The 21,023-nt window shown below is 72.2% G+C and carries 17 protein-coding genes and 1 pseudogene; 10 read left to right on the top strand and 8 right to left on the bottom strand.

Annotation, left to right across the window (positions count from 1 at the left end; genetic code table 11):
* The 10 genes from ACZ4WS_RS09540 (at position 1) to ACZ4WS_RS09495 (ending at position 13,888) form a co-directional block, all read left to right on the top strand.
* Positions 1–1,896, top strand: coding sequence for an HAD-IIIC family phosphatase (locus tag ACZ4WS_RS09540; protein WP_467978761.1), 1,896 nt, complete (start codon positions 1–3; stop codon positions 1,894–1,896).
* On the top strand, positions 1,893–3,740 hold the full coding sequence (locus ACZ4WS_RS09535) for a fatty acyl-AMP ligase (protein WP_467978760.1): 1,848 nt from the start codon (positions 1,893–1,895) through the stop codon (positions 3,738–3,740). The genes ACZ4WS_RS09540 and ACZ4WS_RS09535 overlap by 4 nt, the downstream gene beginning before the upstream one ends.
* Positions 3,737–5,506, top strand: coding sequence for an acyl-CoA dehydrogenase family protein (locus tag ACZ4WS_RS09530; protein ID WP_467978758.1), 1,770 nt, complete (start codon positions 3,737–3,739; stop codon positions 5,504–5,506). The genes ACZ4WS_RS09535 and ACZ4WS_RS09530 overlap by 4 nt, the downstream gene beginning before the upstream one ends.
* Positions 5,506–7,200 (top strand): acyl-CoA dehydrogenase family protein, encoded by a 1,695-nt coding sequence (locus tag ACZ4WS_RS09525; RefSeq protein ID WP_467978756.1) that lies wholly within the window; start codon positions 5,506–5,508, stop codon positions 7,198–7,200. The genes ACZ4WS_RS09530 and ACZ4WS_RS09525 overlap by 1 nt, the downstream gene beginning before the upstream one ends.
* An 89-nt stretch (positions 7,201–7,289) precedes the next feature.
* Positions 7,290–7,556, top strand: coding sequence for an acyl carrier protein (locus ACZ4WS_RS09520; protein ID WP_467978754.1), 267 nt, complete (start codon positions 7,290–7,292; stop codon positions 7,554–7,556).
* Entirely contained in the window at positions 7,553–10,582 is a 3,030-nt protein-coding gene (locus ACZ4WS_RS09515; protein ID WP_467978753.1) for a type I polyketide synthase, read from the top strand. The genes ACZ4WS_RS09520 and ACZ4WS_RS09515 overlap by 4 nt, the downstream gene beginning before the upstream one ends.
* Positions 10,579–11,622 carry a 3-oxoacyl-ACP synthase III family protein gene (locus ACZ4WS_RS09510; RefSeq protein WP_467978751.1) on the top strand — a complete coding sequence of 348 codons (1,044 nt, stop codon included), beginning with the start codon at positions 10,579–10,581 and terminating at the stop codon, positions 11,620–11,622. Before ACZ4WS_RS09515 ends, ACZ4WS_RS09510 begins: the two co-directional genes overlap by 4 nt.
* 4 nt (positions 11,623–11,626) lie before the next feature.
* Entirely contained in the window at positions 11,627–11,920 is a 294-nt protein-coding gene (locus ACZ4WS_RS09505; RefSeq protein WP_467978750.1) for an acyl carrier protein, read from the top strand.
* Positions 11,917–12,792 carry a 2-oxo acid dehydrogenase subunit E2 gene (locus ACZ4WS_RS09500; protein ID WP_467978748.1) on the top strand — a complete coding sequence of 292 codons (876 nt, stop codon included), beginning with the start codon at positions 11,917–11,919 and terminating at the stop codon, positions 12,790–12,792. Before ACZ4WS_RS09505 ends, ACZ4WS_RS09500 begins: the two co-directional genes overlap by 4 nt.
* Before the next feature lie 37 nt (positions 12,793–12,829).
* Positions 12,830–13,888 (top strand): alpha/beta fold hydrolase, encoded by a 1,059-nt coding sequence (locus ACZ4WS_RS09495; protein WP_467978746.1) that lies wholly within the window; start codon positions 12,830–12,832, stop codon positions 13,886–13,888.
* On the opposite strand, the gene ACZ4WS_RS09490 is transcribed toward ACZ4WS_RS09495, so the two are convergent.
* The 8 genes and pseudogenes from ACZ4WS_RS09490 to ACZ4WS_RS09455 form a co-directional block, all read right to left on the bottom strand.
* Positions 13,779–14,720 (bottom strand): AfsR/SARP family transcriptional regulator, encoded by a 942-nt coding sequence (locus tag ACZ4WS_RS09490; protein ID WP_467978744.1) that lies wholly within the window; start codon positions 14,718–14,720, stop codon positions 13,779–13,781. The two genes, ACZ4WS_RS09495 and ACZ4WS_RS09490, sit on opposite strands and share 110 nt — an antisense overlap.
* A gap of 390 nt (positions 14,721–15,110) precedes the next feature.
* Positions 15,111–15,248, bottom strand: a complete 138-nt coding sequence (locus tag ACZ4WS_RS09485; RefSeq protein WP_467978742.1) for a hypothetical protein — start codon at positions 15,246–15,248, stop codon at positions 15,111–15,113.
* Positions 15,249–15,297: 49 nt separating this feature from the next.
* On the bottom strand, positions 15,298–18,156 hold the full coding sequence (locus ACZ4WS_RS09480; RefSeq protein WP_467978741.1) for a DEAD/DEAH box helicase: 2,859 nt from the start codon (positions 18,154–18,156) through the stop codon (positions 15,298–15,300).
* 41 nt (positions 18,157–18,197) lie between these two features.
* Positions 18,198–18,882, bottom strand: a pseudogene (locus tag ACZ4WS_RS09475) (diacylglycerol kinase family protein).
* 31 nt (positions 18,883–18,913) lie between these two features.
* Positions 18,914–19,861: a twin-arginine translocase subunit TatC gene (gene tatC / locus ACZ4WS_RS09470; RefSeq protein WP_467978739.1), complete on the bottom strand. Its 948-nt coding sequence runs from the start codon at positions 19,859–19,861 to the stop codon at positions 18,914–18,916.
* Positions 19,862–19,908: 47 nt separating this feature from the next.
* Positions 19,909–20,193, bottom strand: coding sequence for a Sec-independent protein translocase subunit TatA (gene tatA / locus ACZ4WS_RS09465; RefSeq protein WP_399076612.1), 285 nt, complete (start codon positions 20,191–20,193; stop codon positions 19,909–19,911).
* 238 nt (positions 20,194–20,431) lie between these two features.
* Positions 20,432–20,626 (bottom strand): hypothetical protein, encoded by a 195-nt coding sequence (locus ACZ4WS_RS09460; RefSeq protein ID WP_467978737.1) that lies wholly within the window; start codon positions 20,624–20,626, stop codon positions 20,432–20,434.
* A 19-nt stretch (positions 20,627–20,645) separates the two neighbouring features.
* Positions 20,646–20,984 (bottom strand): hypothetical protein, encoded by a 339-nt coding sequence (locus tag ACZ4WS_RS09455; protein WP_467979256.1) that lies wholly within the window; start codon positions 20,982–20,984, stop codon positions 20,646–20,648.
* Positions 20,985–21,023 lie beyond the last annotated feature (39 nt).

The following is a 21,023-nucleotide window of genomic DNA, read 5'->3' as shown; positions in this document are numbered from 1 at the left end:
ATGACCACCGAGACGACCGCGGCGGCCGGGCCACTCGACCGGCTGCGCCTGATGCACTCCGACGGCAGGCTCGCGGCGCACTGGCGGGAACTGCCCGCGCTGCTCGAGCAACTGGCCGCGGGGGACAACCCGTTGACCGCCCTGCGGACGGCGGGGCGACTGATCGGAACCCTCCGGGAACCGGTCGCCGGACCGGCCCCGGACACGGTGACCGTCGCCGTGAGCGGCAGCTCGACGCTGGACGGCCTGGTGCCCTCGCTGACCGCGGAACTGGCCCGGCACCACCTGCTGCTGCGCCCGCTCACCGGCGACCACGGCGCCTGGGAGCGGGACCTGCTGGACGCGCACAGCGCCGTGTACGCGCCCGGTACCGGCCTCGCCCTGTGTGTGCTCGACGCCTCGGTGGTCTTCGACACGCTCGCGGCGAAACCGTGGACCGCTCAGGACGCGGCCGAGGCGGCCCAGGAGTTCCTGGCCCGCCTCGACCGCCTCGCCGAACACCACGCGCGGCACGGCCACGGCACCCTCGTCCTCAACACACTGCCACTCCTGCGCGAGCACACGCACCAGCTCGTCGACCACCGCTCACGGGCGGAACTGGGCGCGAATTGGCGGCAGTTCAACGCCGGCCTGCTGCGGCTGGCGACCCGCCGTCCGCGCACCCACGTCATCGACCTGGAGCCGCTCGCGAACGCCGCGGGCCCCGTGCGCGACACCCGCCTCGCCGGGTACGCGCGGGCCCGGCTCGGCGCCGAACTGCTCGCCGCGTACGCCCGCGAGGTGGCGCATCTGGCGCGCGCTCTGCGGGGACGTACGAAGAAGGTGCTGGTCCTGGACGCGGACAACACACTGTGGGACGGCGTGCTCGGCGACGCGGGTCCCGAGGGGATCGCCGCCGCGTCGACGCTGCGCGGGGAGGCGTTCGGGCGGTTCCAGCGCGTGGTGCAGCAGCTCGGCGCTCAGGGCGTACTGCTGGCCATCTGCTCGAAGAACGACCCGGATCCGCTCATCGACGTCCTGCGCAGCCACCCCGACATGGTCCTGTCCGAGGGCGACTTCACGGTCGTACGGGCTGACTGGGGCCCCAAGGATCAGGGGCTGCGGGCGATCGCGGAGCGTCTCGGACTCGGCGTGGACAGCCTCGTGTTCGCGGACGACTCACCGTTCGAGCGGGCCCAGGTCGCGGGCGCGCTGCCGGACGTCGCGCTGGTCCCGCTGGACGACGAACCGGCGCTGCACACCGAACGCCTGCTTGCGGACAGCTGGTTCGACGTGCCGGAGCTGACGGACACGGACCGGGAACGGGCCGCGCAGTACCGCAGCGACGGCGAGCGCCGGGAGCTGCTGGCGAGCGCGGAGTCGTACGAGGAGTTCCTCGCGCGCCTGGACGTGGCCGTCGAGGTGGCGCCGCTGCGTCCGCACGAGGTGGTCCGGGTCGCCCAACTCACCCAGCGCACCAACCAGTTCAACCTGACCACCCGCCGTATGACCTCCGACGAGGTGCGCCGCGCCGCGGCCGAGGGCCTGGTCCTCACTCTCACCACCCGCGACCGGTTCGGCGGCAACGGTCTGGTCGGCGCCGTGTTCGTGGCCTTCGACGACCAGGGCTGGCACATCGGCAACGCGCTGCTCAGCTGCCGAGTCTTCGGACGCGGCATCGAACAGGCCGCGTTCGCAGGGGTGTTGGCGCTGGCCCGGCAGGAAGGCGCGCCCGCGGTGCACGGACGCTTCCGGCCCACCGCGAAGAACCACCGATTCGAAGACTTCTATCCCTCGCTCGGCTTCGCACCGACGCGTCAACTGCCCGACGGGGAAGTCGACTTCCGGCACACGCTGCACGAAGTGCCGGCAGCGCCCGCGCACATCGCACTCACTGTGACAGGGGGACGGCCGTGACCAGCACTCCGCTCCGCTCCGCACCGGCGACCGCGGACACCTTCACCCGCGTCGTCCTGGAGCGGGCCGCCGCGCACCCGGAGCGCGACGCGTTCATCTACCTCCCGGACGGCTCGGACGGCACGGAACCGGAGCATCTGACCTACGGAACCCTCGACTTGAGGGCGCGGCGCATCGCGGCCTGGCTCCAGGAGCGGCGCGCGACCGGCCGCCCCGTCCTGCTGCTGCACCCGCCGGGTCCGGCGTTCGTGGCGGCGTTCGCGGGCTGCCTGTACGCGGGTGCCGTGGCGGTGCCCGCGCCGCTGCCCACCGACCAGGGAGAGCAACTGGCCCGTGTGGCAGGCATCCTGCGGGACTCGCGGGCCGTCGCCGTCCTCACCACCTCGGCGTACGCTCCCCTCCTCCAGGCCTGGCTCGACTCCCTCGCCCTGCCGCACGTCCACACCCTGGCCACCGACGCGGGCGCCGTCGACCTCGTCGCCGACCCGAAGCTGTGGCGTCCCCCGGCGACCGGTCCGGACGATCTGGCGTTTCTCCAGTACACGTCGGGCTCGACCAGCGACCCCAAGGGCGTGATGGTCACGCACGCCAACCTCCTCGCCAACGAGGCCGCGATCCACCGGTGGGCGGGCACGAGAGAGGACATGGTCGTCGGCGGCTGGCTGCCGCACTACCACGACCTCGGCCTGATCGGTCATCTGCTCCAGCCGCTGTACGTGGGCGGGGTCGCCGTCCAGATGTCGCCGCTGTCTTTCCTGAAACGGCCGAGGCGCTGGCTGGAGATGATCGGCACCTACCGGGTCGAGGGCTCGGGCGCACCCGACTTCGCGTACGAGCTGTGCACGCGCCGCATCACCGACGAGCAGCTGGAGCAGCTCGACCTGTCCAGCTGGCGGGTCGCCCCGAACGGTGCGGAGCCGGTGCGCGCCGACACCCTGCGGGCCTTCGCCGAGCGCTTCGCGCCGGCCGGCTTCCGCGCCGAGGCGTTCACCCCGTGCTACGGCCTGGCCGAGACGACGCTCCTGGTCACGGGCGCCGACGCGACGACCGGGCCCACCCTGCGCTCCGTCGACGCCACCGCCCTGGAACAGGGCGTGCTCGCCGAGGGCGCGGACCGTTCCCTCGTCGCCAGCGGCACCGTGCGCGACGCCGAGGTACGGATCTGCGATCCCGAGACGGGAAGCGCCCTGCCGGAGGGGCGGGTCGGCGAGGTGTGGGTGCGCGGGCCGGGCGTGACCGCCGGCTACTACGGCAATCCGGCGGCCACCGCGGAGTGCTTCCTGCCCGACGGCTGGCTACGCACCGGCGACCTCGGGGCCCTGGACGACGGCGAGCTGTACGTCACCGGGCGCCTCAAGGAGGTCGTCGTCCTGGCCGGCCGCAACCTCTATCCGCACGACGTGGAGCGCGCCGCGCGGACGGCCGACCCCGCGCTCGCACGTGGCACGGGCGCGGCGTTCGGCGTCCGCGCGGGCGACCGCGAACACCTCGTCCTGATCCTGGAGGTCCGCCTCGCGGCCGTCCCCGACGGCGACCTGTACACGGTCGCAACGGCCGTCCAGCACACCCTGGGCCGGGTGTTCGCACTCCCCGTCGGCACCGTCCTCCTCGTCCGCCCCGGCGCCGTCCGCCGCACGACCAGCGGAAAGGTCCGCCGCGCGGCGATGCGGGAGCTGTTCCTGCGGGGCGAGGTGACCCCGCTGTACGAGGTCGTGGACCCGGCGGTACGAGACGTACGGGACGCGACGGTAGACGTACATGACCCGGCGGTACGCGACGTACAGGACCCGGCCGTACGAGACGCGACCGTACGGGACGCACAGGCCCCCGGAGGCGGCTCGTGACCAGGGATCACTCGCCCTACCGCCTCGCCGAGGAACTCGAGCACGCCCTCGGTGACCCCTCCGACGCGCGCACCACCTTCTCGTACGCCGCCTGTCTCGATCTCGACGCCCGCGAGGAGTTCCCGGCGGCGATCTGCCGCGACCTCGACGGCTGGGGCCTGCCGGACTACTACGTGCCGGTGCGGCACGGCGGCCGACTGCGCGACTACGAGCACGCGCTGCACCTCATGCGGACCGTGGCCCGGCGTGATCTGACGGTGGCCGTCGCGCACGGCAAGACCTACCTGGGGGCGGTGTGCGTGTGGGTCGCGGGCTGCGAGGAGCAGGCCGCGCGGCTCGGCGCGGACATCCGCGCGGGGGTGCCGGTGGCGCTCGCGCTCACTGAACGGGCCCACGGCAGCGACCTGTTGGCGGGCGAGGTGACCGCCACGCCCGAGGCGACGGGCGGGGGCCGGCGGCTGCACGGCGAGAAGTGGCTCATCAACAACGCCACCCGTGGCACCCTGCTGGCGCTGCTGGCCCGCACCGACCCGGCCGGCGGCGCCCGCGGCTTCAGCGTCTTCCTCACCGACAAACGGGAGTTGGCGCCCGGCAGCCATCGCCCGCTGCCGAAGGTGCCCACGCACGGCATCCGCGGCGCCGACATCTCCGGCATCGTCCTCGACAGCGCCCGGGTGGGCCCGGACGCGCTGGTGGGCGCGGAGGGCGGCGGCATCGAGACCGTTCTGAAGGCGCTCCAGCTCACCCGCACCATGTGCGCCTCCCTGTCCCTCGGCGCCGCCGACCACGGTCTGCGCATCGCCCTCGGCTTCGCCCGCGAGCGCCGCCTGTACGGGCGCACGCTGGCCGAACTCCCGCAGGCACGGCATGTGTTGGCATCGGCGGCGGCGGACGTCCTCGCCCACGAGGCGCTCGCCCTCGTCGCCTCCCGGATGGTGCACACAGCGCCGGAGGAGCTGTCGCTGGTGGCGGCCGTCACGAAGTACCTGCTGCCGACCGGCACCGACGACGTACTCAGGGCCCTGGCCGGTGTACTCGGAGCGCGAGCGTTCCTGGTGTCGGGGCAGGGTGTGGGGTCGTACGGAATGTTCCAGAAGATCGAGCGCGACCACCGGATCGTGGGCCTCTTCGACGGGAACACCCTGGTCAACCTGACGTCACTGGTGCAGCAGTTCCGTTCGCTGGTCAGGCACTTCAGGCGCGGCACGTCGGATCCCGCACCCGCGCGGGCGGCTTGCGAACTGGCCGTGCCGCTGCCCGAGTTCGAGCCCGCACGGCTCTCCCTGTTCGCCCGGAACGGCAGTTCGCTGCTCGCCGCGCTGCCCGCCTTCGTGGAGGCGCTGCGGGAGCAGGCCGTGGGGCAGCCCGCCCTCAAGGGCGCCGCGGACGCGGCCCGGCATCTCCTGACCGTCACCGGGCAACTCCACGACCGGATGGCGGACTTCACCGACCTGGTCACCGATGTGCCGGAGGACGCCTTCGACGTGGCGCGCCGCTACTGCCTGTGCTGCGCGGCCTCCGCCTGCCTCGGACTGTGGGTGCGCAACACGCGTGGTCCCGCGGAGGAGGAGGGGCTATGGCGCGACGGAGTGTGGCTGCGGGCCGTACTGGACCGGCTCCTGGTGCGGCTCGGCGAAGGGCCGCCCGGTGGCGAGCAGGGTGCCGGTGATGCGTACGAGGAGCTGCTGGAGGAGGCGTTCGCGGCGCACGGGCGGGGACGGCTCTTCTCTCTCCTGCGGCTCGATCTGGCGCGAGGGGCGGCGTGATGACGTACACCGTGACGGCTGGCGCGGCGCGGCGGGCGACAGCGCTCGCGCACGCCTTCGGTGACCCGGACGATCCCGAAAACCCGCTGGGACAGGCGCGGTTGGGCGCCGCCGACGAGCGCGGCGAGCTCAGCGCGGACGGCGAGGCGTTGCTCGACGGGTTCGGGATGGGCGCCGAGTACGTGCCCGTCGAGCTCGGCGGGCGGCTGACGCGCCTGGACGGTCTGGTGCGGGTGTGCCGCGAGGTGTTCCGCCGGGATGTCGCACTCGGCCTGGGGCACGGCATCACGTCGTTCATGGCCGCGGTCAACGTCTGGACGGCGGGCTCGCCCGAGCAGCGCGGCCGGCTCGCGGGCCTCCTCCTGGACGGCGCCAAGGTGTCCGTCGCCTACCACGAGCTCGCCCACGGCAATGACTTCCTGCGCGGCGACTTCACCGCGCGCGCCGCGCGGTCCAAGCGCGGCGGCTACCGCCTCTACGGCTCGAAGGAGGTCATCAACAACGCGGACACGGCCCGCGCCTGGGTCCTGTTCGCGCGCACGGATCCGGCCCCCGGCAGCCGCAGCCACTCGGTACTGCTCGCGGGCCCCGACGATGTGCCCACGGGCCGCTGGCAGCCGCTGCCGCGCTACCGCACGGCGGGCGTACGCGGCTGCCGGATCTCCGGACTCGCCTTCCGCGACTGCCCATTGCCCGCTTCCGCCCTGGTCGGCGAGGCGGGGCGGGGCGGTGAGGTGGCCCTGCGCTCCTTCCAGGTGACGCGCAGCGCGCTGCCGGGGATGGCGATCGGCACGGCCGACAGCTGTCTGCGCACCGTCCTGCGGTTCGCACTCGGCCGTCGTCTCTACCACCGCACGGTCCTCCAACTCCCTCACGCGGCGGCCGTCCTGACCAACGCGTTCGCCGATCTGCTGCTCTGCGACAGCCTGTCACTGGCCGCCACCCGCACGGTCCATCTGCTGCCCGAACAGGCGAGCGTCACGGCGGCCGCCGTGAAGTACCTGGTGCCGAAGCTGCTCACCGAGAGCGTCCGCGAACTGTCGGTGGTGCTCGGCGCCCGCTTCTACCTGCGCGAGGGCGAGCACGCGGACTTCGGCCGGCATGTACGGGATCTGCCGGTCCTCTCGCTCGGCCACGCCGGCCCGACAGCCTGTCTGGCGACGCTGGTACCGCAGCTGCGAAGGCTGGCGACAGCACCCCAGCTCTCCGTGCCGGCCGATCTGTTCACCATCGACGGCGAGGGTGTCCCCACCGGCGTTCCGTTCGGCCGCCTCACCCTGGCCGCGACCGGAGACCCGCTGACCGCGGCCCTGACACAGGAGAACGGCGCGCCCGACACCTTCGTCCGCGACCTGCTGCGGGACCTGTCCGCCGAACTCGCGGACGTCCACCGCGCCTGCCGGGCCCTGCCTCCCGCCGACCGCACCCCGCTCGCCTCACCGGGCGCCTTCGCCCTCGCCGCGCGCTACGCCGAACTGCTCGCCGCGGCCGCCGCCGTCGGCGTATGGCGGTCCGCGCCCCGCGGTTTCCTCGCCGACCCGGTGTGGCTCGGCGCGGCACTGCACCGCTCGGCACGCCGCCTCGGACTGCGCGAGGGCGGGATCCCGGAGCCGTACGCGCGGCCGCTTCAGGACGAACTCCTGCGGCGGTATGAGGAGTTGCGGCCCTTCGATCTGTACGGAAGCCATGGGTAGCGACGGCGCCACGCAGTCCGCCCCCGTTGCCCTGCTTTGCCCGCTGTCGCCCTCAGATGCCCTCTGTTGCCCCGGATCTGGAGAACGTCATGTCCCTGCCCACCGTCCCCACCGAGCAGTCCCTGATCGACTGGATCACCCTTCGCGTCGGCGCCTACCTGCGGCGCGATCCATCACAGATCGACCCCGCCGTGCCGCTCGCCGAGTACGGCCTCGACTCGGTGGCCGCGCTCAGCCTGTGCGGTGACGTGGAGGATCACTTCGGTGTCCCCGTGGACCCCACGGCCGCCTGGGACTTTCCCACGGTGCGGGCGCTCGCGGGACATCTGCGGGCGGAGCTGGAGGGCACCGGATGAGCGCGGGCGGGGTCGCGGTGACCGGGCTCGACTGCCGCTTTCCGGGGGCCGAAGACCCGTATCGCTTCTGGGAGTTGCTGATGCGTAGCGGCGACGGCATCGGCCGCGTACCGCGTGAACGCTGGGATCCGGAGGCGACGGGCGGGCCCGCCGAGGGCGGTTTCCTGGCCGACGCGGACGCGTTCGACCACTCCTTCTTCACGATCACACCGCGCGAGGCAGCCTCCATGGACCCGCAGCAGCGGCTGATGCTCCAGTGCGCCTGGCGGGCCTTCGAGGACGCGGGCACGGCGCCGCACCGGCTCGCGGGGACGGCGACCGGGGTGTTCGTCGGCGTGATGGGCAGCGAGTGGGCGCAGCTGACGCTGACGGACCTGCCCGGGATCACCCCGCAGATCGGCTCGGGCAACGGCTACTGCATGATCGCCAACCGAATCTCGTACCACCTGGACCTCAGGGGCCCGTGCCTGGCCGTCGACACGGCGTGTTCGTCGTCCCTGGTCGCGGTGCATCTGGCGGTGAACGCGCTGCTCACAGGCGAGTGCGACCGGGCGCTCGCGGGCGGAGTGAACATCGCGCTGACGCCCGCGCTCGGGCTGTTCTACGAGCGGGCGGGGCTCGCGGCGCCCGACGGCCGCTGCAAACCGTTCAGCGCGGGTGCGGACGGCATCGGGCGCGGTGAGGGTGTGGGCGCCGTCGTCCTGCGCCGCTTGGAGGACGCGCTCGCCGACGGCGATCCGGTCTACGCGGTGATCCGGGGGACGGCCGTCAACCAGGACGGCCGCAGCAACGGGCTGACCGCGCCGAGCCGTTGGTCGCAGCAGGACGTCGTCGCGGCCGCGTACCGCAGGGCGGGCGTCGAACCCGTCGACATCGCGTTCACGGAAGGCCACGGCACGGGTACCGCCCTCGGCGACACGATCGAGGCGAAGGCCCTCGGCGCCTGGCACGCCGGCCGGGACCGCCCTATGGCGCTCGGCTCGGTCAAGGGCAACCTTGGCCACACGGAGGGTGCCGCGGGCATCGCAGGGATCATCAAGGTGGCCCTCGCCCTGCACCACCGCACGGTCCCGGTGAGCCGCTTCGCGGCCCGCGAGAACCCCGGACTCCGGCTGGCGGAAAGGGGGTTGAGGCTCCTCAAGGCCCCCATGCGACTGCCCGCGGACGCGCCCGCCCTCGCGGGCCTGAGCAGCTTCGGCATGGGCGGCACAAACGCCCACGCGGTCCTGGAATCGGCACCCACCGTACGCCGGTCCTCCCCGACGGCCCAACCCGCCCTCGGCGCCCACGTCTTCACTCTCACGGCCCCGGACGAGCCCGCGCTGCGCCGCAACCTGGCGGCCCAGGCCGACTCCCTGGCGCGCCGCCAGTCACCGGCGGCCCCCCTGTGCCGGGCCTCGCACCGGGTCAAATCCGGGCACGGGGTGCGGGCGGCGATGGTGGTCGGGGCGGGAGAAAGCAGCACGGGGCTGGCCAGGCTGTTGCGGGCGGCCTCCGGGGCGGGCCGGGGCGAGAGTTCTTGGCCCGGCCCTCCTGCCTCTCCCACCCCCTCCACCCCTCCCGCCCCTCCACGTCACCCCCTCCTCATAGCCGCCCTCTACACAGGCCAAGGCGCCCAGTTCCCCGCCATGAGCGCCCCCCTCTACCGCGCGTCCCCCCTCTTCCGCCGTCACCTCGACGCGGCCGACGCGGCGCTGCTCCCCTTCACCGCGGAGTCCGTACGCGACCTGCTGCTGCACGGCGACCCCCTGGTACACCGGACGCGGTGGGCCCAGCCCGCGCTCTTCGCCGTCGGGTACGCGCTCGGCGCCGCCCTCGCCGACGTCGGCGTACACCCTGGGCTGCTGCTCGGACACAGCGTCGGCGAGTACGCCGCGGCGGTGCACGCCGAGGCGCTGTCGCTGGCCGACGCGGCCCGCCTGATCGCCGCGCGCGGAGCGCTCATGGAGCAACTCCCGGACGGCGGCGGCATGCTGGCCGTCCAGGCACCCGCGGCGCTCCTCCAGGAGCTGGTCGAGGACGAGCCCCTGGTCGGTTTCGCCGCCCTCAACGGCGCCCGCTCCACCGTCCTGTCGGGCGACCTGGCCGCCCTGGACCGGATCGCGTCCTCGCCCGCCCTCGCCGGTGTCCACGTCCGGCGCCTCAAGGTCTCGCACGCCTTCCACTCGCCCCTCATGAAGCCCGTCCTCGAAGCCTTCCACCACATCGCCGAGGACACGGCGGGCGGCGTACCGAGCACCCCGTTCTACTCGACCGTGCGCGGCAAACTCCTGGAGTCCGAGCCGCTGGACGCCGCCTACTGGACGGAGCACATCAGCGCCCCGGTCCTCTTCGCGGACGCCGCCGCCCAGCTCCTCGACGAGCGCCCCTCGCATGTGCTGGAACTCGGGCCGGGCCCGGTCCTCACCTCCCTGGCCCGCCGCATCTCCGCCCCCCACCGCCCGGCGCCGCTCCACCCGCTGCCGGGCGAATCCGCGACCGGCGAGGAACTGGCCCGGACGGTGGCGGCCCTGTACCGGGCGGGCCTGGACGTGGAGTGGTCCGCGCTCGACGAGGGCCCCACACGGCGGCTCGCACCGTACGTCTTCGCCACGGAGTCACGGTTCTGGCGCCGAGGTCTGCCGTCCGCTCCGGCGCCCTCGACCGGCGTACGGGCGAGCGCGTCGCTGCTGGAACCGGACGACGTACGACCGATCCAGCACGATCCGCAGCAGCCACCGCCACCCACCACCCCCGCGGACCTGATCGCGACCTGCGTCTTCGAAGTCGTCGCCGAGCTCGGCGGCTACGATCCCGCCGCCCTCTCCGCGCACTCCCGCCCCCAGGAGGACCTCGGCCTCGACTCGGTCACGCTGATCGAGCTGAAGGCGCGCGTCGAGGCGCGGCTGCCGTACCTCGGGCCGCTGCCCGTGGAGGAGCTGCTCACCCATCTGTCCACGCTCGGCACACTCATCGCGTACGTCACGGCGCGCGCGGCGAGTACGGCGAGTACGGCGAATCTCCCCAGGACGGAGCCCGCCCCGTGACCGAGCCCGGCCCCAGGGACACCCCTCCCGTCGTGCACATCGTCTCCGCCGGGTCGGCGCTGCCCGGCGCCCCCGTCGACAACGCCGCCCTCGCCGGGTCGCTCGGCGTCAACGAGGAGTGGATCGACCTCTTCATCGGCACCCGCACCCGCCACTTCGCCCGCGACCTGGCCACCGGGGAGGTCCGCTGGTCGCTCGCCGACCTGTGCGCGCAGGCCGCGGCGCACGCCCTGGAGCGCGCCGGCACCGATCCGTCCGAGGTCGAGTTCCTGGTCCTGGCCACGGCGACGCCCGACCATCTCATGCCGGCCACTGTCAACGAGATCGCCGACCAGCTCGGCCTCGACCAACTCCCCACCTACCAGCTCCAGTCGGGCTGCGCGGGCGCGGTGCAGGCCCTCGCCCTGGCCCACCACTTCATCGGCAGCGGCGCGTACACCACCGGCCTCGCCGTCGGCGGCGACGTCTGCACCAAACACCTCGACCTGCGCCGCGACCTCTCCGCGGCAGCCCCCGGCGACCTCGTCAACTGCGTGCTGTTCGGGGACGGCGCGGGTGCCGCCGTCCTCGGCGCCCGCCCCGGCGAACGGCCCGTGGCACTGCGCCACACGCTCAACCGCTGTACGGGCCTGGGCCGCCGCCCCGGCCAGATCATCGACTGGTTCGGACTCGCCGACCGGCACGAGCAACGCCAGGCACTCACCGAGGACTACAAGGCCATCGAGGAGTCGGTGCCCACGATGGCCGTCGAAATCCTGTGGGAACTCCTCGACGAACTGCGCTGGTCGGCCGAGGATCTCGACTTCCTGCTGCCGCCGCAGCTGTCGGGCCGGATGACCCGGCTGATCACGGAGCAGTTGGGGCTGCCGGCCGCCCGGGAAATCTCCTGCGTCGCCGACACGGGCAACAACGGCAACGCGCTGCCGTTCCTCCAGATCGAGCAGCTGATGAAGGAGATCGGCGGCGGCCAGAAGGCGCTGGCGGTGGCTGTCGAGTCGAGCAAGTGGATCAAAGCGGGCTTCGCACTGGAAGGACTGTGACGACATGGAAGAAACCAGCAGCACCGTGCACGGCCGGGCATCCGGCCAACGCAGCCTGTCCCTCGCCGAGTTCGCACGCCTCGTACGCGACGAGACCGGCCTCCCCCTGGGTTCGACACCCGCCGAGGAGGCGGCCCTGCTCGACGCCGACTTCGACGAGCTGCCCGAGTGGGACTCCTTGTACCTGCTGAAACTCGTGACGGCGCTGGAGCAGGCACTCGGCCGCTCCGTGCCGGTCGGCAGGCTCCTCGAAGCCCGGTCCCTGCGCCGGATCCACGACCTGGTGGTGACCCCATGAGCACGGTCCATCCCGTACGCGACCGCCGCCACACCCTCCACTTCCTGGAGTACGCCGCCCGGCAGCGGCCCGTCCACCTGGACACGGACGTCGACATGAGCGCCGTTCACGCCCACCGCGCCGACAGTGATCGCCGGTACTCGACCGTCACATACGTCCTGCACGCCGCGGGCCGCGCGCTGCACCGGCATCCGGAGGCCAACGGCGTGCTGACACGGGGGCGTTGGCGTACGCCGCGCGTTGTGCGCTTCGCGTCGGTCGCCGGCAAGCTGGCGCTCGACACGACGTCGCCCGGCGGGCAGCGCATCGTGCTGTCCGCACTGATCCCCGGCCTCGAGGACGCCACGCTCGACAGCATCCAGGACCGGGTGGACCGGTACCGGGCGCCTGGCGTCGCCTCACTGCCGGAGTTCCGTGGCGTACGGACCCTCGTACGGCTGCCCGTGTGGCTCGGGCGCGCCGCGTTCACGAACGCCCTGCGCAACGCCCGGCGCCGACCCGCCGTGCTCGGCACGGTCTCCGTCAGCTCGCTCGGCCACCGCCCGGTGGACGGCTTCCACTCCACGGGCGGCACGGCGATCACCCTCACCTGCGGCCGCACGGTCGCACGCCCCGTCGTCCGCGAGGGCGGGAACATCGAGGCCGCCCCCGTGATGCGCCTGGGTCTCACCTTCGACCACCGCGTCCTCGACGGCGCCGCCGCGGCCGATGTGCTCGAGGACCTCATATACGGGCTGGAGCACGGCAGTTGGGAGAACACCACCGGTGAGCGGCTCGATGGGCCGCACCTCGATGGGCGGCACTCCGCCGAGGAACACCCCGGCGCGGAGCACCTCGCACCGGTCGCCCAGCTGCGGTCCCCACGCTCGTAAGGACACCCGAATCGACCGACTCCCCGGAGGACAGCCCATGACCCCGCAACCGGATCCGCTCACCCTCCCCGACCCCGTCGCCGAACTGAAGGAGTACGCCCGTCTGCACGCCCGCAACCAGGGCCTGAGCGCCCGCGCCACCGCCCGCGTCCTGGACCGCGTCGGCAGCGACACCCCCGACGGCGCCGACTCCTGGACCCGCGTCTGGCGTACGCGCGCCGACGAACTCGCCGACCGGGGCCGCCTCCTGGACGCCTGCCGCCATTACACACTGGCCCGCTTCCCCTACCCGTACGACGAGCCGCGCCGACACGCGCAGCAGAGCGCCGTCGACACCTTCGACCGCTGGCGCCGCGCCCACGGCGGCATCGAGCGGCTCGAACTCGGCCATCCGGACGGCCCGTTGCGCTGCTGGGCGGCCGGACTCGGCCGGGACCGCCCGCTGCTCGTGGTGATGGGCGGCATCGTCAGCGTCAAGGAGCAGTGGGCGCCGCTCCTGCCCCGGCTCGCCCGTCTCGGCCACGCCGCCGTCGTCACCGAGCTGCCCGGGGTCGGCGAGAACACCCAGCACTACACCGCCGAGTCCTGGCGCCTGGTCCCCCACCTGCTGGACGCCCTCTCCGGCCGCGCCCGCACCGACGCCACCTCCCTCCTCTTCGTCAGCTTCAGCGGCCACATGGCGCTGCGGGCCGCCGCCGAGGACGCGCGCATCCGCCGGATCCTGACCGTCGGCGCACCGGTCGCCGGCTTCTTCACCGACGCCGACTGGTGGCAGCGCCTGCCCGGCCTGACCAAGGACACCCTGGGCCGCCTGGCCGGCATCGCCGACGAGAGCGAACTCCGCGCCCTCCTCAAGGACTTCGCCCTCACCCCGGACCTCCTGCACGCCGTCGACGCGTCCGTCCGCTATGTCGCCAGCGCCCGCGACGAGATCATCCCGCCCGCCGACCCCGGGCTGCTGCGCGCCACGGTGCGCGACATCCGCGTCAAGGAGATCGACGACGTGCACGGCTCGCCCGGTCATCCGGGAGCGGTACGCCGCTGGCTCGCCTGGAATCTGCGGGGAAAGCCGGCCGCGGCCGTGGCGAGCGGCTGAGGGGGCGGACGACCGGCGGCTGAGCGGGGTGGCTGACCGGTGACTGAGGGGAGCGGACGGTCGGCGGCTGAGCGGAGCGGGCGACCGGCGGCTGAGCGCCGACCACCCTCGCGTGCAGCCGGGTGAGGGCCGGTCCCGGGGCAACGCCGAGCTCCTCGTGCAGGGAACGCCGCACGGTCCGGTAGGCCCGCAGCGCGTCCGCGGTCCGGCCCGCGCGGCGCAGCGCCTCCATCAGGTGGCAGTGCAGCTGCTCGCGCAGCGGATGGGCGTACGCGAGCTCCATCAGCTCGCCGGTCAGCTCCTGGTGGCGGCCGAGCCTGAGATCCGCCTCGATCCGCAACTCCAGTGACTCCAGGCGCAGTTCCTCGAGCCGGGTCACCGCGGCCGCGAGGGCGGGACCGTGTGCGATGCCGGACACGGCGGGCCCCTCCCACAGGCCCAGGGCCTCGCCCAGCGTCCGCGACACCGCCGCGAAGTCGCCGTCGCGGTACGCCTCGCGACCCTGTTGGTGCAGCTCCTCGAAGCGCGGCAGGTCGAACTCGCCGGGCGCCACCCGCAGCAGATATCCGGGCGGCCTCGTGACCAGCGGCGCGTCCTCGCCCGCGCCGCCCGGCCCCCCTTCGGAGATCGCCTTGCGCAGATGGGAGACGTAGACCTGCAGTGTGGTCGCCGCGGTGCGCGGCGGGCCCTGCGGCCACAGTTCGTCGAACAGGGCCGAGGCGGACACAACGGCCCCCGCCCGCAGCAGCAACGTCGCCAGGACGGCGCGCTGTTTGCCCGCCGAGGGCGTACGGGGTTCGAGCCGGACGGGACCGAGCACACGGAAGCGCATGACGCGGCAGCTCCTCTCCACTCCGGGGATCAGAGGGTCCCGCGACCGCCGGGAGCGGCACGGGAGCCGTACGAGAGCGGTACGGGAGCCCGACGGGAGCGGCGCGGGTGTACGGCGGGAACCCCACTGGAGAACCCCTGGAGCCGGCCGGACCGACCGCATGCCGGACTTGGTCGACTCGGCGCGCAGATGCCTGTTCCACAGAGCCCATGCGCCCTCAGCTGCGGCTGGTCACCCGCGACCACATCGACTTCGGTCGTGTGTGGTCGGCGGCGTGTTGTGCCTGACGAGACCCCCCGCCTCTCCGTCACCGCACCGCACAGCTGAATCGAGGCCGCACCATACCCGTCGAGTTCCTCGGCATCGCCGCAACCAACGAAGGCTCCGAAGTCACCGCTCGCTCATCTCCTCCTCGGTGCCTTCGACGCCGATCTCGTACGCCTGCCGCGTGCCGACCGTCTCTCCGCGGCGGTCCGGGAGCTGGCCTCGGCCCTGTTCCGAAGCGCCGCCTGACCCCCGTACACGCACGTGCGCCGCCTCCCGGACAGGGAGACGGCGCACCGCGAAACCGGTCGGCTCAGCCCACCGAGGAGTAGGCGACCACGCCGCGCAGCAGCCCGTCGACGGCCTTGCGCGCGTTCTTCGCGACCGTCGACCCGCCGCTGGCCGGGGGCGCGGCGGCCGCGATCTGGCCGAGCACGTCGATGACCTGCTTGCACCAGCGCACGAAGTCACCGGCGGGCATCTCCGCCTCGCGCAGCACCTCGTCGAGGCCCTTGCCGGATGCCCACTCGTGCGCGGCCCAGGCGAAGCCGAGGTCCGGCTCGCGCTGGCCGACGCCCTCGGTCTGGGTGATCCGGAAGTCCTCCTCCAGAGCATCCAGGCGGCCCCAGATCCGCACCATCTCGCCGAGCGCCGCCTTCGCCTTGCCGGAGGGCACCTTCGGCGCCATCGCGTCGTCGGCGACCCGGGACTCGTACACCAACGCCGAGACACAGGCCGCGAGTTCGGCGGGGGCGAGCCCCTCCCAGACCCCGGCGCGCAGGCATTCGCTGGCGAGCAGGTCGAGTTCGCCGTACAGCCGGGCGAGTCGCTTGCCGTGCTCGGTGACCTCGTTGCCCCGCAGATAGTCGAGCTCGGTGAGGAGCGCGACGATTCGGTCGAAGGTGCGGGCGATGGTGTTCGTCCGGCCCTCGATGCGCCGCTCCAGCTGCGAGGTGTCGCGCAGCAGCCGGTGGTAGCGCTCGGCCCAACGGGCGTGGTCCTCACGGTCGTTGCACCCGTGGCAGGGGTGCGCCCGGATCGCCGCGCGCAGCCGCGCGATCTCGCGGTCGTCGGCGGCCACGGACCGGTTCTTGCGGTGCCGGTCGGGAACGATGTGCCCGGCCTTGGTCCGCAGTGCGGAGGCGAGGTCCCGGCGCGACTGCGGTGAGCGGGGGTTGAAGGACTTCGGGATCCGCATCCGGTCCAGCGCCTCGACCGGCACCGGGAAGTCCATCGCGGCCAGCCGCTTGACCTGGCGCTCGGCGGTGAGCACCAGCGGGCGCGGGCCGTCGTGATGCTCGAAGCCGCGATGGCCGTTCGACCGGCCCGCGGGCAGCCCGGGGTCCAGCACCAGCGCGAGGCCCGCGTACTTGCCCGTCGGGACGTGGATCACGTCACCGGGCTTGAGCTTCTCCAGGGCGACGGCTGCTTCCGCGCGCCGCTGCGACGCGCCCTGCTTGGCCAGCTCGGTCTCGCGGTCCTTGAGCTCGCGGCGCAGCCGCATGTACTCGTCGATGTCCCCGAGGTGGCAGGTCATGGACTCCTTGTAGCCCTCGAGACCCTCCTCGTTGCGCTGCACCTGCCGGGAGATCCCGACGACCGACTTGTCGGCCTGGAACTGCGCGAACGACGTCTCCAGGAGTTCGCGCGAGCGGTGCCGCCCGAACTGGTCGACCAGGTTCACCGCCATGTTGTACGACGGCTTGAAGCTGGAGCGCAGCGGGTATGTGCGCGTGCCCGCGAGTCCCGCCAGGTGGTCGGGGCTGAAGCCGCGCTGCCACAGCACGACCGCGTGGCCCTCGATATCGATGCCACGGCGGCCGGCCCGACCGGTCAGCTGGGTGTACTCGCCGGGCGTGATGTCGGCGTGCTGCTCGCCGTTCCACTTGACCAGCTTTTCCAACACCACCGAGCGGGCGGGCATGTTGATGCCCAGCGCGAGGGTCTCGGTCGCGAAGACGGCCTTGACCAGGCCGCGTACGAACAGTTCCTCGACGACCTCCTTGAACGTCGGCAGCATGCCCGCGTGATGGGCCGCGATGCCGCGCTCCAGGCCCTCCAGCCACTCGTAGTACCCCAGGACGTGCAGGTCCTCGGTGGGGATGGACGCCGTGCGCTCCTCGACGAGTTCGCGCACCCTGGTGCGCGCCTCGTCGTCGTTGAGCCGAAGGCCCGCGTACAGGCACTGCTGGACGGCGGCCTCGCAGGCGGCGCGGCTGAAGATGAAGGTGATGGCGGGCAGCAGGCCCTCGGCGTCGAGCCGCTCGATGACCTCGGGCCGGCCCGGCGTCCACACCCGCGAGCGCTGTCTGCGCTCGCGCTCCCGGTCGGCCTCGCGCATGGCGCGGCCCCGTCTGCGGTCCTGGTACGAGGGGCGGCTCGCCTCCATGCGCGCCAGGCGCGTGAGGTCGGGGTTGACGGCCTTCTTGCTGCCCTCGCCCTCCTCGAAGAGGTCGTACATCCGGCGCCCGGCCAGCACGTGCTGGAACAGCGGCACCGGCCGGTGCTCGGAGACGATCACCTCGGTGTCGCCGCGCACGGTGTCCAGCCAGTCGCCGAACTCCTCCGCGTTGGACACGGTCGCCGACAGTGACACCAGCGTCACCGACTCGGGGAGGTGAATGATCACTTCCTCCCAGACGGCACCGCGGAAGCGGTCGGAGAGGTAGTGCACCTCGTCCATCACCACATAGCCGAGGCCGAGGAGGGTCTGCGAGCCCGCGTACAGCATGTTGCGGAGCACCTCGGTGGTCATCACGACCACCGGAGCCTCGGAGTTGACGCTGTTGTCGCCGGTGAGCAGGCCGACCTTGTCCGCGCCGTAACGGCGGCACAGATCGGCGTACTTCTGGTTGGAGAGCGCCTTGATCGGCGTCGTGTAGAAGCACTTCTTGCCCTGCTGGAGGGCGAGGTGGACGGCGAACTCGCCGACCACCGTCTTGCCCGAGCCGGTGGGCGCGGCCACCAGCACACCCTTCCCCGCTTCGAGCGCCTGGCAGGCCTCGATCTGGTAGGGGTCGAGGCCGAAGTCGTACATCTCGCGGAAGGAGGCGAGCGCGGTGGCCTGCTCGACAGCGCGCTGCCGTGCTGCCGCATACCGCTCGGCCGGTGAGAGGTCCTCTGTCATCGTGCTTTCGAGACTACCGGGACGCACTGACAACAGGACGATCAATATCCGGATCCCCTGCTGTGAAACATGCGGATCCCCGCAGCTCAGGGAGTGATCACCCGCACCGCACCGGGCACGCACTCCGCCGTGAGCGGCAGCGGCCCGAGCGGCTCACCGTCCGTATACCCGGTGATGCCCTCCGCCACCAACTCGACCCGGGCCGCCCGGTGCACGGTCACCTTGGGATGGTCGAGGTGGGTGCCCTTGTAGACCTTCGGGAACACCTTGAGCAGCGTCGTACGGCTGCAGTCCCCGACCACCGTGATGTCGAACAGCCCGTCGGCCAGGTCCGCGCCCGCGCAGATCTTCATGCCTCCGCCGTACGACGATCCGTTGCCGACGGCCACGAGCGTCGCCTCGATCTCCTGGACCGGGCCGTCGTCCAGCGTGATCCGGTACGGGAAGGGCTTGAAGGCGGCCAGTTCGGCGAGCATCGCCAGGTCGTACTTGAAGCGGCCGGTGGGCCACCGCATTCGGTTGCCGCGGTCGTTGACGCGTGAGTCGAAGCCGGAGGCGAGGACGGTGCCGAACCAGGTGCCGTATGAGGGCGCCGGTGCCGCCCTCGACGGCGCCGCGCGCGCGTGTGAGGGCGTCTTCCGCGTTCTCCCCGAGGATCGTACGGACGGAGAATCCCGCCGACCGCAAAGCCGAAGCGGCCGGCTGCGCCGCGTGGGCGCCCCGGCCGCGTCCCGCGGTGGGATTGACGAAGAGGGTGATCTCGCTGGTCACGGCCCTGACCCTACGAGGTCTTCGGGCTTCGTCAGGTCACGTCGTCATAACCGTTGACCCGGTCCGAGCTCGCCTGCTCGGGCAGTGCACGGCTGGCCGACACCGTCTCGACCTCGCCGATGGCCTCGGGGGTGAGGTCCAGGTCGGAGGCCTCGTCGTCGTCCGGGCCCTCGGCGTCACGCCGACGCTTGCGCCGGTCGTTGAGGAGCGAGAAGGCGACGGCGCCGAAGTACAGGATCCAGATGGGTCCGGCGAGCGCCAGCATGGTCAGCGGGTCGGTGCTGGGCGTGGCGACGGCCGCGAAGACCGTGATGCCCATGATCATTGCGCGCCACCAGCCGAGCATGCGCCTGCCGGTGAGGATGCCGGTGAGGTTGAGCATGACCAGCAGCAGCGGCAGCTCGAAGGAGAGACCGAAGACGATCACCATGCGCGTGACGAGGTCGAGCAGATCGTCCAGCGGCAGCAGGTTGTTCACGCCGTTCGGCGTGAAGTCGATCAGCACCTTCGCGGTAGTGGGCAGCACCTTGTAGGCGAAGAAGGCGCCTCCGAGGAACAGCGGAACGCCCGTGCCGACGAACGCGTACGCGTACTTCTTCTCGCTCTTGTGCAGGCCCGGCGCGACGAACGCCCAGAGCTGGTAGAGCCAGACCGGCGAGGCGAGCGCGACGCCTGCCATCAAGGAGACCTTCAGCGCCAGGGTGAAGGGAGCGAGCAGGCCGTTGATGGTGATCTGCGCGCACTGCTTGCCCTGGGGCATCTTCGCCACCTCGGCGAAGGTCTTCGGACACCCGACCGATTCCAGGACCGGCTTGGTGAAGAAGTTGATGATGTCGTTGTAGTAGAAGGCTGCGACGATCGTTACTACAACGATGGCCAGCATCGCCTTCGCGAGCCGGTTTCTGAGCTCACGAAGGTGGTCCGCAAGGGGCATCCGCCCCTCGGGATCCTTCTCCTTGTTGCGGGCAGACTTGAGCAACCCACGTTCCCATCTCGTGCGGCGGGCCGGAAGTCACCGGCCCTGCGTCAGCGCTTGGTCGTGTCCGTCGGCTCGCTGACCGGGCGGGAGCTGGTCACGTCGCCGGGCGCGGCCTGGATCGTGCGCTGAGCCGGGGGCTGCTCGTCGGTGTTCGGCGGGCCTGCCGGGGTGGGCGTGCTGCCCTCGTCCTTCATCGCCTTGGCCTCGCTCTTGAGGATGCGAGCGGACTTGCCGAGCGAGCGCGCCATGTCCGGAAGCTTCTTCGCGCCGAACAGCAGGATGATGACGACGAGGATGAGAATGATCTCGGGAGCTCCGAGCCTTCCGAACATAAGTCTTTACCTTCTCACCGAGGCTGCATGGGCGGGGTGCCGTCCGATCGGTCGGACATGTGTCCGATCGTCGTGTTGACAGCGATCGTAACGCTCAGGGGTAAACGCGGGGCAATCCCTGTGCGTACTCCCAGTTCGCGACCCGCGCCTCGTTCTCCGGGCCGCGACCAGCAGCGTACCTGCCGAGGCCGGGAAGTTGACAGGGCGAAAGACACTCAAAGCGCATCGCACCCACGACTCACAGTCCATCCACAGAGCGTGCCGTGCTCACGGCCGCCCGCTCCAAATCCTCGGCGGCGGTGCTGATGCGGCGCGCGGAGTCGGAAACCTGCCTGCCCAAACGCTCCGCTTCCAGGAAGACACGGACAGCGAGCACGCCAAGGATGGCGATTCCCAGGAAACCCACAGCGATCGCGAACATCGGCCAGAACATGACGCCGACCCTAGACGGTCTAGACCGTCGAGTGCAGGCGCAGGGTCCGCACCCCGCCCCCGGTGAGCAGCTCGATGATGCGCTCCCCCGCGGGCTTGCGGACCGCGACGCCGCACTCGGGGCAGGTGAAGGAGTAGAAGGTGGTGCGGCTCGTGGCGCCGATGGCCAGGCGCAGGGCGCTCGCCCTGAGCTCGAAACCGGCCCGGCAGTCGGGGCAGGCGGCCTTGAACATCACGTCGACCACCCGCCTCATCCCGGCGAACGCGGTCACGACCGACACCTCCGGCCCGCCCGACGAGGTACCGGCCGCCCTGTCCGACGCACCGCCCCTCTCCGACACACCTGCCTGCTCCGACACACCGGCCCGCTCCGACACACCTGCCTGCTCCGTGGCACC

It is taken from the genome of Streptomyces sp. NPDC029292 (assembly GCF_055569295.1).
The sequence above is the reverse complement of the archived record's forward strand: the minus strand, read 5'-3'. Positions and strand labels throughout refer to the sequence as shown.